Origin of the sequence: Streptomyces sp. HSW2009 (assembly GCF_040240285.1) — a bacterium.
In the GTDB taxonomy this organism is placed as follows: Bacteria; Actinomycetota; Actinomycetes; order Streptomycetales; family Streptomycetaceae; genus Streptomyces.
Window position 1 is genome coordinate 1 of the sequence record NZ_JBEHZD010001321.1, and the last position, 10,503, is coordinate 10,503.

General features: G+C 72.9%; 9 protein-coding genes. 2 read left to right on the forward strand and 7 right to left on the reverse strand.

Annotation, left to right across the window (positions count from 1 at the left end):
• Positions 1-214: 214 nt before the first annotated feature.
• Both AAHZ94_RS35800 and AAHZ94_RS35805 read right to left on the reverse strand, forming a co-directional pair.
• The gene (locus tag AAHZ94_RS35800) at positions 215-1,216 is read right to left on the reverse strand and encodes a MarR family transcriptional regulator (RefSeq protein WP_349997787.1); all 1,002 of its coding nucleotides are present in this window, start codon (positions 1,214-1,216) and stop codon (positions 215-217) included.
• A gap of 402 nt (positions 1,217-1,618) precedes the next feature.
• Positions 1,619-2,872, reverse strand: coding sequence for a cysteine desulfurase (locus tag AAHZ94_RS35805; RefSeq protein ID WP_349997788.1), 1,254 nt, complete (start codon positions 2,870-2,872; stop codon positions 1,619-1,621).
• Positions 2,873-2,968: 96 nt separating this feature from the next.
• Here AAHZ94_RS35805 and AAHZ94_RS35810 point away from each other — a divergent pair, with 96 nt between their 5' ends.
• Positions 2,969-3,556 carry a CGNR zinc finger domain-containing protein gene (locus tag AAHZ94_RS35810; RefSeq protein ID WP_349997789.1) on the forward strand — a complete coding sequence of 196 codons (588 nt, stop codon included), beginning with the start codon at positions 2,969-2,971 and terminating at the stop codon, positions 3,554-3,556.
• A gap of 128 nt (positions 3,557-3,684) precedes the next feature.
• Here the strand turns inward: AAHZ94_RS35810 and AAHZ94_RS35815 are convergent, their stop codons facing one another.
• Complete coding sequence (locus AAHZ94_RS35815) at positions 3,685-4,215, reverse strand: TerD family protein (protein WP_349997790.1); 531 nt, start codon at positions 4,213-4,215, stop codon at positions 3,685-3,687.
• Between the two features lie 398 nt (positions 4,216-4,613).
• Here AAHZ94_RS35815 and AAHZ94_RS35820 point away from each other — a divergent pair, with 398 nt between their 5' ends.
• Positions 4,614-5,414: an AAC(3) family N-acetyltransferase gene (locus tag AAHZ94_RS35820; RefSeq protein ID WP_349997791.1), complete on the forward strand. Its 801-nt coding sequence runs from the start codon at positions 4,614-4,616 to the stop codon at positions 5,412-5,414.
• A gap of 301 nt (positions 5,415-5,715) precedes the next feature.
• Here AAHZ94_RS35820 and AAHZ94_RS35825 read toward each other — a convergent pair whose 3' ends face one another.
• The 4 genes from AAHZ94_RS35825 to AAHZ94_RS35840 form a co-directional block, all read right to left on the reverse strand.
• Entirely contained in the window at positions 5,716-6,156 is a 441-nt protein-coding gene (locus AAHZ94_RS35825) for an SPW repeat protein (protein WP_349997792.1), read from the reverse strand.
• Between the two features lie 249 nt (positions 6,157-6,405).
• Positions 6,406-6,750 (reverse strand): MmcQ/YjbR family DNA-binding protein, encoded by a 345-nt coding sequence (locus AAHZ94_RS35830; protein WP_349997793.1) that lies wholly within the window; start codon positions 6,748-6,750, stop codon positions 6,406-6,408.
• A 23-nt stretch (positions 6,751-6,773) separates the two neighbouring features.
• A complete protein-coding gene (locus tag AAHZ94_RS35835; protein ID WP_349997794.1) occupies positions 6,774-7,583 on the reverse strand; it encodes an FHA domain-containing protein in 810 nt (269 codons plus the stop codon).
• A gap of 146 nt (positions 7,584-7,729) precedes the next feature.
• Positions 7,730-10,321 carry a serine/threonine-protein kinase gene (locus AAHZ94_RS35840; RefSeq protein ID WP_349997795.1) on the reverse strand — a complete coding sequence of 864 codons (2,592 nt, stop codon included), beginning with the start codon at positions 10,319-10,321 and terminating at the stop codon, positions 7,730-7,732.
• Positions 10,322-10,503: the final 182 nt, after the last annotated feature.

A 10,503-nucleotide genomic window follows, 5' to 3' on the forward strand; every position in this document is an offset into this window, starting at 1 on the left:
CCCCCCCCCCCCCCCCCCGCCCCCCCGCGCGCCCCCCCCCCCCCCCCCCCCCGCGCCCCGGCCCCCGCCCCCGATGCGTACCTGTACGTCCGCTCTACGCCCGATGCGCTCGCGGCATGCCCGGCGCGCCTGGCGTAAGCCCGGTGCCTACCGCGCCCGCCGTACGCCGGTGGCCGCCGCGCCTCTCGTACGCCCGCCGCCCGCCGCGGCCCCCTCACAGCAGCAGGTCGATGAGGTGCGCGCCGCGGGTGGTCAGCCGCAGCCGTACGGTGCGCCCCTGCCGCAGCCGCTGGACGAGGCCGGCGCGCTCCAGTTGGGCGCAGTGGTAGGTGGCGGTCGCCGGGGAGCAGCCGAGGCGGTTGGCCAGGTCGGTCATGGTGGTGCCGCGGACGCTGTGCCGCAGGATCGCCGCCCGTTGCTCGCCGAGCACCAGCACCAGGGCGTTGGACGCCGCTGGCGCCTCCGCGCCGTCCCACAGGCGTGTGAGCCCCGACGGCGGATAGCCGATGAGGGCGCCGGCCCTGACCGTGCAGGCGGCCGTCGCCGTCTGGCCGGAGAACAGTGGCACGAGCACCAGCCGGTCGCTCGGCTCCGCCGAACTGGGTGCGGTCGGGCTGCGGTGCAGCCGGGCGGGGTCGTTGAAGAACAGTGAGGAGTCGGCGAGTTCGCAGTTCGGGCCGAGTCCGGTGAGGACGAGGTCGAACTGATCGGTGACCAGCGCGGTGCCGATCCGCGCGGTCTCGCGGTCGCGGACGGCGGCCGTCCGCTGCCACAGCGGCTGGTACGCGCGCCAGATGGCCTCCTGGACGTGGGCCGCGGCGGCCGAGAAGACCAGCGGGTGTTCGTACAGCCGCTCCCGGAGCGCGGACCGCGGGTCAGGGAGGTGCGTGACCACCGCGTTCTGGACGGCCTCGGCCGACAGGTCGCGGATGCGGGCGAGTTGGGCCTCGACGCCGCCGTCGGCGAACGGGTCGATGCCCGTGGTGAGCAGGCAGGGCAGCGGGGTGTGGGCGTGTGCAAACAGCGACTGGAGCAGATGGGCGGAGTCGGGCGGCAGGGCCGCGCGGAGTCTGCGGCGGATGCGCGGCGGCACACCCTGGGGCGGGCCGCCGAGCAGATCGGTGAACAGGGAGCGGACCGAGAACCCGGGGTGGGTGGAGACCCGCACGCTGAGCTGGTGTAACGCGCCCAACTTGAGCTGTGTTGCCGACTTCATGACGAACCACCTACCAAAGGTGATGTGCCATCAGGAAGACTGTATGGCAAGGCCATTGGGTCCACCAGGATGACCAAAGTCGGTGAGGGTGGCGAGCACATCAGGCTGTGTCGCCGGTAGGGATTCGGTCACCTTTTCGGCTGGGTGGGGGCAGTGTCCCGGGGCGCGTGCCGGAATGCAGCCGTTGGGGCTGACCGTGGTGGCTGTCCGCCCCGGCGGCCGGCGGGGCGAGCGTCCTGGGCCGCGTCTGTTCGTACGGGCGGATGGTGGGCCGCACTCCCGCACGGCCGGCGGGGCGGGCGTTCCGGGCGGCGACCGCTCGTACGGGCAGGTGGCGGGTGGGCCGCCCCGACCGCCGGGGCGCGCCACGCGGAGGGCGGCGCACCACGGCGGAAGGACCTGCTACGCGCCGAAGTACGCCTGCGCCGCCCGCACCCCATCGGCCAACGCGTCCACCTCGTCCAGGGTGTTGTACACGTAGAAGGTCGCCCGGGTGGTGGCCGGGATGCCGAACCTGCGGACGATGGGGCGCGCGCAGTGGTGGCCGACGCGGACGGCGATGCCGCGTTCGTCCAGCACCTGGCCGACGTCGTGCGGATGGATGCCGTCCACGGTGAACGACACGGCCGAGCCGCGGTCGGTGAGGTCGCGCGGGCCGATGATGCGGACACCGGGGATCTCGCCCAGCCGCTCGATGGCCCGCGCGGTGAGCGCGTCCTCGTGCGCTGCCACCGCCGGCATGCCCAGCGCCTCCAGGTACGCCACCGCAGCCGCCAGCCCCACCGCCTGCGCGGCCATCGGCACGCCGGCCTCGAACCGCTGGGGCGGCGGCAGGAACGTGGCGTGGTCCATCTCCACGACCTCGATCATGGAGCCGCCGGTGAGGAACGGCGGCAGCTCGGCGAGCAGTTCACGGCGGCCCCACAGCACCCCCACCCCGCTGGGGCCGAGCATCTTGTGCCCGGAGAAGGCGAGGAAGTCGGCGCCGAGCGTGCGCACGTCCACCGGCCGGTGCGGCACCGACTGGGCCGCGTCCACCACCACGTACGCGCCCACCGCGTGCGCCCGCTCGGCGATCAGGCCCACCGGGTTGATCGTGCCCAGCACATTGGACTGGTGCGAGAGCGCCACCACCTTGGTGTCGGCGTCGATCAGACGGTCCAGGTCGGTGAGGTCGAGCCGGCCCTCGTCGGTCAGCCGGAACCAGTCGAGCCGGGCCCCGCTGCGCGCCGCGAGCTGCTGCCACGGCACCAGATTGGCGTGGTGCTCCATCTCGGTGACCACGATCTTGTCGCCCGGGCCGAGGCCGCGCGCACCCGGCCCGGACGGCAGCGCCTGGCCGAGCCCGTACGCGACGAGGTTGATGCCCTCGGTCGCGTTCTTGGTGAACACCACCTCGTCGTCGGCGGCCCCGACGAACCCGGCCACCGCGTGCCGGGCCGCCTCGTACGCCTCGGTGGCCTCACCGGCGAGCTGGTGGGCGCCGCGGTGGACGGCCGCGTTCCGCGTCAGGTAGAAGTCCCGCTCCGCGTCCAGCACCTGGAGCGGTTTGTGGGTGGTGGCGCCGGAGTCCAAGTAGACGAGCCGGGCGCCGCTGTCCATCGTCCGGTGCAGGATCGGAAAGTCGTCGCGGAGCTTGCCGACGTCGATGGCCACGGGGGGCACCTCCAGGGTTCTCACGCTTTCTGATGTTGTTCAGCGTGAGAGACGTTAGACCTCCTCATGGAGAAGTGCAACCGTTAGCATGAGGAGGTGGATCATGACGCCCCTTACTTCCTGCACCAGCTCGCCGTTCCCGGCGAGGAACGCTTCCTCGCGCTCGCCCTGGTCAACACCCGCTTTACGGTCAGCCACGGCCCCGTTGACCTGCTGGAGGACGCGGCGGCCGGGCAGTTGTGGCTGGTCCGCCACGGGCTGCTGCCGGACCGGACGGCGCTCACCGGCCCGGGGCTGGACCGGCTGCGGGAGCTGCGCGAGGCGGTACGGGAGTTGCTGGCGGCCCGAGCGGCCGGGCGGGAGCCCTCGGCGGCGAGCCTCGTGGCGTTGAACACCGCGCTCGCCGCCGCGCCGCCCACGCCCTATCTGGCCTGGACCGCGGACGGCCCGCGCCGGGCGGCCGAGCCGGCCGCGGGTGATCCGAGCGGCGCGGCGCTCGCCCAACTCGCCGACGATGCCGCGGAGTTGCTCACCGGACCGGACGCGGCCCAACTCGCCGAGTGCGGTGCGCGGGGCTGCGCCCGCTGGTTCCTGCGCTCACACGCCGCGCGCCGCTGGTGCACCACGAAGTGCGGAAACAGAGTGCGGGCCGCGCGACATTACGCGGCCCGCAAGGGTCAGTGACAAGGTCACTGGCGTAGTGAACGGCACGAGGTCGCAACGGCACCCGACTGCACGGTGACCGCGCTGAACCGCACACCACGGTGCGGCCGGGACCGGCCGGATCGGCCGGCGGGCCGTGCGCCTCGGCCTCAGTCGGTTCGCTGGCCCATCAGTTCGGCGAATCCCGCAGGGTTGGTGTCGAAGCCGCGAATGGATTCCCGCAGGCCCCATTCACCGGCCTCGTTCCGCGTGAACTCCACGACGGTCACCGCCGTCGCCGATGCGACCGTGGAGAAGTCGTACTCGACGAGCTTGTCGTAGCCCTCCTGTATCTGCACGCCTGTGCCCTCCACCTCCCCGAACGTCTTGCGTCCGCCGCCCTGCTGGATGACGACGCCCACCACGACGCGGGCATAGGAATCCGAAATACGGTCGAATTCCAGGGTCATCACCTCATCCATGCCGAAACCCTGACCCGTCTTGCTGTCCCGGTTCAGGATGATGGTGCCGTCCGGTGAGCGGCTGCCGAAGTGCACCAGGTAGACGGGCTTCCCGTACGGTGCGTCGACGGAATAGGTGGCGGCGACGATATCGAGGTCATTGACCGGTTCACCCGCGGGACTCGGGTCCCATTTGAGGGCCACCTCGACTTTCTTGAGCCCTTTGTTGAGACTGCTCACGGAATTCCCCCTCGCGGAGCCAGGTAGAGAAAAGAATGCACCTCACGCCCAAGGGTATCCCCAGCGCGCACAGTTGACGGGGCGTGGGCCGTGCGGAGGACGGCTGCCCCCGCTCCGGTGCTCGTACCCACGGACGGTGCCGACAGCCCTCGCGGTTGCGGGCGCCGGGCATGGGATCGGGGCGCGGCAGGAAGTGACCCCCGGGGCGGGCCGCGGGACGGCCCGGAAGGCGTCCGGCCGGCGGCCGTGGGGCGGGCCCGCGGACCGGTGCGGGCGGGAGCGGGCAGCGGACGGGCCCGCGCCCGGCGGGCGGGGCGCGCGACGGGGCGGCGGGTGATCCTGACGCGCCGGGAAATCCGGTGGCCGGGTGGACGGGCCGTCGGGCAGACTCACCCCCCATGGCGCTGCAATCCGGCCCCCTGTGTACCCGGGGCTCCCTCACCGCGGAACTCCGAGCGCTCGGGGTGCGCCCCGGCGAGACCCTGTTGATGCACTCCTCGCTCCGCTCGCTCGGCTGGGTCTGCGGGGCCGCGCCCAGCGTGGTCGGGGCGCTGCTCGACGTCCTGGGCCCGACCGGCACGCTGGTGGTGCCGACCCACTCCGCGGACAACTCGGACCCGGCCGGCTGGTCCAACCCGCCGGTCCCCGCCGACTGGTGGCCGCAGATCCGCGCCGAGACCCCGGCGTTCGACCCGCGGACCACCCCGTCCCTCGGCATGGGCGTGATCGCCGACGCCGTACGCACCTGGCCGGGCGCACTGCGCAGCGCCCACCCGCAGACCTCGTTCGCCGCCGTCGGCCCCGGTGCGCGGGCGATCGTGTCCGACCATGCGTTGGACTGCCGGTTGGGCGAGCGCAGCCCGTTGGCCCGACTGGAAGAGGCGGCGGCTCGGGTGCTGCTGCTCGGCCCGGGTTTCGACCGGTGCACCGCCTTCCACCTGGCCGAGTACCGGATTCCGGGCCCGCAGGAAGAGGTGTCCTTCGCGGTCGACGCCGGGGAGGGGCGCAGGTGGCACAGCGTGCGCGACACATCGATCGACAGTGACTGCTTCGCCGACCTCGGCGCCGCCTTCGAGCGTGCGCACCCCGTGGTGCGCGGCACCGTGGGCGCGGCCGACGTGCGCCTGTTTCCGCTGGCCGACGCCGTCGCGTACGCCGAGGGCTGGCTCACCGAGCACCGCCCGTACGCCCCGCGCTGATCGGCCGTACGTCCCGGGCTGACCGCCCGCACCCCGTGCAACCGGCCCACACCGCCGCCCCACCCGTCCACGTAAGCCCATGTGTGCCCGTGCACGCCCGCGAACCGCCCGCGTCACCCACCCACTCCCACGCCCAAGCCACACAGGCGAATCACACCCACCGCCACCCACCCACGCCACCCACCTCACCCCAGTCCGCCCGTCCGTCGCCCTCCGTAGGCGGGGTGGTGCGCACAACCGCGCCGGTGGGTGTGTGCACCGGCGCGGCTGCCCACCCTGGTGGGGTGGGGGAGGAGTGGTCCTAAGGGTGTTTGCCGGCGCGGACCACCATGCCGGCGGCGACCAGGCCGCAGAGGCAGATGACGGCGCCGACGATGACGTTGTTCCAGATCATCCCGGTGTCGGGGTGGCGGGTGACCACCCAGGGCGACACGATCAGCCAGACACCGATCGCGGCACAGGCGCCGCTGAGCCCGCCCATCCGCTCCGGCGCCATGGTCAGCGCCAGACCGATGACGGCCACCGCGATGCCCATGATCAGGTTGTTCAGCGCGAGTTCGGACTCCGCGGCGGCGAAGTGGACCGTCCAGGCCGAGATGGCCGCGTACAACCCGGCGAGCAGCAGCAACCCGTCCACCGCCACCACGCTGGGCCGCCCGAGCATCCTGGCGTAGCGGTCTCGCATCTCCGATACATCCGGGTGATTCGCCAGATCAGCCGGGTGGTGCGAGACGTTGGCCATGGGTCTCGCCTCCTTTGGTTCGAGTCAATCCGGCCGCACCGTGCGGCATGCAACCGACTCCATTGTGCCCCTCTTTGTCCTCTATCGATAGGTTTAGGGAGTGGGGGACGGTGAGTAACCCGGGTGGGGTGAGTAACCCGGGTCGGGCCAGCAACCCACGTGGGGTGAGCGAGCAACCCGGTGTGGAATGGGTTGGTCGGGGCGGACGGGTTGGTCGTGGGTGGTGTGGTCGGCCAGCGGGCCGGTGGCTCACGCCGGTGCCGAGGAGTCCTCCAGGAGCTGCGGCGGCGCGGCCTGGCGCCAGGAGTCCACCACGATGTCCCGCAGTTCCTGCTGGTCATCGAGGGCGGCGAGCCGTACCCGCACCCAGTTCGAGCTCGCCTCGTGCGCCGGCACCCAGAACTTGGCGGGCTCGGCCGCGATCAGTTCCTGGCGTTCGATCATGGGGCAGCGCACCGCGAACGACGTCTCGTCGTCCGGGATGGTGACGAACATCTTCCCCGCCACCCGGAACGTGGGCATGCCCCAGGCCAGCTTCTCCGCGGTCTCCGGCAGGGAGAGCGCGATACGACGCACATCCTCGGAATCGGTCATGCGCCATACGGTAATCGTGCCGTTCAGCGGGTGCCCGGCGGGTGGGCACCACCTGGTCCGCCGGCGCCGGCCAGCGGGCCGTCGAGCAGGGCGAGGTCGGGCGGCACCAGGGTGGTCGACTCCACCAGCCCCCGGAGCAGGTTGTGCTTGAGCGTGTTGTCGCTGGGCCCGTCGGGCTCGGTCCGCAACAGTTCGTACGGGAAGTCACCTGCCCTGGCCAGCCGCATCCGGACGGCGTCCACCCGGTAGGCCACCTTGCGCTCGCCCCAGGGCACCCCGCCGGTGAGGCAGCCGAGTTCGGCCGCGGCCTGCCGGTAGGACAGCGGACGCGGCTCCGGCTCGTACAACAGATAGCGCTGGCCGAGGGCGACGAGGACCAGCCGTTCGTCGTCCGCGAGCGGCCAGCGCTTGGGCGCCAGCGTTCTGGCCTGTTGGCGCGGGGTGAGCACCTGGTCGTAGTCGGTGACGTACAGCTCGACCAGGTGCTCGCGGTAGCCGGAGCCCTTGACGAACAGGGGGGTGTAGCCGGCCGCGATCGGCACCGGTTCCGAGCTGATGTGCAGGAGCTTGCCGCGGGGCAGGCGGACGAGTTGCTGGCCCTGGTTCCGCAGCCACCAGGCGCCCTCCCGGTAGGTCAGCTCGCCGTGCCGGCGGCTCACCCGCAGGTCGTCGTCGCCCACCGTGAGCTCCACGCCCGGCGGCTCGCCGCGGCCGAACCGCAACACGCGGCCCGGCGTGGGCGCGATCTTGATGCCACCCCACAACGATCGTGCGTGCAGGGTGCCGGGCGCGGCCCGGGTGACCCCGCGGGCCAGGCTGTCGCGACTGTTCACAGGGCCTCCTAGGCTGGTTCCGGCACCACTGTGACCCAGCGGTTGGGGACCCCTCCCACGCGGCCGGGGGTACAAAGGAGCCGTGCTCCCGCACACCACCTCGGCCGTCGCGGCAAGGCACCCGGGGTTGCCCCCGTGCACCAGGGTCAACTGCTCAGCGGGGGGAGCCCGGCGGCGGCCGAGGTGGCGAGGCCCGTCGCCATGGTGCACAGCTCGTCCATGGCCCCGGCGCCGCTGACCACGACGTACATGGCTTCCTTACCGGTCCGACCGCGGTGGTCGGTGTACTCGCGGTGCTCCACCCGGACCCGGCAGGCGTCCTCGTCCCCGCCGCCCGGCTCCACGTACGCGGCGTGCCCGCCGAGCCTGGTGTGCCGGGCCCGCGGTTCCACCTTCGTCTGGCCGCGGTCGAAGCGCAGTTCGGCCGAGGTGTTGGACGTGGTGCTCTGCCACTCGCACTCCCAGTTGCCGTACCCGACGTCGGGGTCGGCGGCGTCGATGCCCGGCACGGCCGACAGGGCCCGCGCGTCGAGCAGGGTGCAGGCGTCGAGCCGTTGCAGCGAGTCCGCCGGCGGCTGGGTGGTACGGCGCGGGATGGGGCCTTCGTCGAGTTGCTTGGCCACCAACGTGGCGGTGGCGTCGGCCATCGCGCACAGCGGCGCCGGCCCGGCCTCGGTCTCGTGGGCGGTGATGTAGATGCTGTACGGGTCCTGGCCGATGGGCAGCACCGAGCGGGTGCACTCCTCGTCGTCCGCCGACACCTCGCCCACCCCGATCCGGCCGACCGTGCGCGCGGGGGGTGCCACGTCGGACGGCGGGTCGTTGCTGAGGTCGAGCTTGATGTCCACCTCGCTGGTTTCGCTGTGCCGGACGAGGACGTCACACCGGTCGAAGTTGCCGTAGTAGCGGTCGAGTTGGGCCGAACCGAAGCGGCTGAGGGCCTTGGTGTCGAGGAGTGCGCACGGGTCGTTCTCGCGCTGGTCGACCGGGGTGCTCTGGGCCGCTCGCGGCGGTGACGAGTGCCTCGGCGCCGACGGGCCGTCGGAGCCGTCCCCCCAGCCGCGCGCGGCCCAGACGAGGACGAGGAGGGCGGCCACGGCCAGCGCCCCGACGGCCGTCAGCCCTGGGTGGCGCCTGATCGGTACGGCGAAGGCGGCGAGGGCCCGGGCTTCCCCTGCCGGGGTGGCTCCGGCTCCTGCGCCGGCCGATTCGCGTTCCGAGTCCGGGTCCGCGGGTCGTGCGGGGGACTGTTGGGCTGAGGTCTCCTGGGCTGTGGCTTCCTGGGCCGGGGCCTGCTGACCGGGAGTCTTCTGGGTGGGGGCCGACTTCTGGGTGGTGTCGGCGGGTTCCGGGGCGGAGTCCGGTGCGGCGGCTGGGGTGGCGGAGGTGGGTGTGGAGCGCGGAGCGGTGTGCGCGGGCGTGACGCCCGGGGCGGAGGGTGTGGTCGGGGCTGCGGGGGTGGCGTCTGGCGTGGCGGGCGCGGGGTGTGGTGTGGGTGTGGGGTCAGGGGCAGCGGGCGCGGCGTGTGCCGTGGGTGTGACGTTCGGCGCGGCGGGCGCAGGCACGGACGTGGGCGTGGGTGTGGCGTCTGGAGGGGTGTGCGCGGGCGTGGGTTCTGGAGTGGTGTGTGCGGTCCGTACGGCAGGTGCGGCGTCCCCTTCGCGTGCCGGCGCACCCGGGGCCTTCTCCGCCGCATCCGGCGCCGCTTCGTTCACCGCCTTCCCGGCCGCTGCCGAAGTCCCACCCGCCGCTGCGGGAGAGTGCACCGGGCCGGCGGCCGGCCCAGGGCGTGGCGCCGGTGCCTCCCCGCGCCGGGCCGCCGCACCCCCGCGCCCGGCCGCCTCCGCGAACCCGCGCCGTACCTCATCGGCGGTCGGACGCTGCTGCGGCAGTGGTGCGAGCATCGCTCGCAGCAGTTCGTCCAACGGGCCGACGGCGGCGTCCAGGCGCAGCGCGCCCCGCCGCTGCCGCAGCCGCTGGCGCCAGGCGTGGTCCGCGGTCTCCTCGGCGGGGTGTGCGGAGCTGCTGTCGTCGTCCGCGGACTCCCCGGTGCCCGCGGGCTCACCGGCGTCGTCGCCGTAACCCTCGTCCTCCGGCCAGCCGGCGATCGCGTACGGCGGCTGCCCGACGATCAACTCGTAGACGGTGGCGCCGAGCGAGAAGACGTCCGACGCCCGCTTCGGGTTGCCCTGGACGACTTCGGGGGCCGCGTAGTCGGGGGTGTAGGAGACGCCGTGGTTGGGGGTGATGGTCTCGCCGTTGAGGCGGTACGCGGAGTCGAGGTCGGTGAGTTTGGCGGTGCCCTCCTCGTCGAGCACGATGTTGCCTGGCTTGACGTCGCAGTGCACGATCCCGGCGGCGTGCAGGGCGGTGAGCGCGTGGGCGACCTGGGCGCCGATGCGGGCGGCGTCGCCTGGGCTCATGGGTTCCCGCCCGGCCAAGCTGCCACCTGCCGCGTACTCCATGACCAACCAGCACTCCGTGGCTCCCGCTTCGGTGACCTGGACCGCGTCGAAGAGGGTGACCACGTGGGGGTGTTGGCGGAAGGTGGCCAACGCCCTTGCCTCCGCGCGGAGATGGGTGAAGTCGTCGTCGGCTGAGGTGGCGTGTCCCATCCGTACCCGCTTGAGCGCCACCTGCTGCCCCACCAAGGTGTCCTTGGCCAGCCAGACCTCGGTTCTGCCGCCGGGCAGGGGGCCGCCCTCCAGCTCGTACCGTCCGTCGACGCGGTCACCCATGCGCACTGTGCTTCCCCTCAATTCGGAGCCGACCGTGGCCGGTTGTGCGCACCGAAGGTACTGCGTGGAACGGTGACGGCAAGGAGCCTTTGGACCGGCCGGACCGGGCAGAAACGGTCCTGCGCGTCGGGCCGGGGCGTTACGTACCCGTTGGCCCCACGCGTCCGGGAGCCGTGGGCCCA

Excerpts from the sequence above, each read along its gene's own strand:
- AAHZ94_RS35800 (WP_349997787.1), bottom strand. The coding sequence starts at position 1,216 with ATGAAGTCGGCAACACAGCTCAAGTTGGGCGCGTTACACCAGCTCAGC.
- AAHZ94_RS35820 (WP_349997791.1), top strand. The coding sequence starts at position 4,614 with ATGGCGCTGCAATCCGGCCCCCTGTGTACCCGGGGCTCCCTCACCGCG.
- AAHZ94_RS35825 (WP_349997792.1), bottom strand. The coding sequence starts at position 6,156 with ATGGCCAACGTCTCGCACCACCCGGCTGATCTGGCGAATCACCCGGAT.
- AAHZ94_RS35830 (WP_349997793.1), bottom strand. The coding sequence starts at position 6,750 with ATGACCGATTCCGAGGATGTGCGTCGTATCGCGCTCTCCCTGCCGGAG.
- AAHZ94_RS35840 (WP_349997795.1), bottom strand. The coding sequence starts at position 10,321 with ATGGGTGACCGCGTCGACGGACGGTACGAGCTGGAGGGCGGCCCCCTG.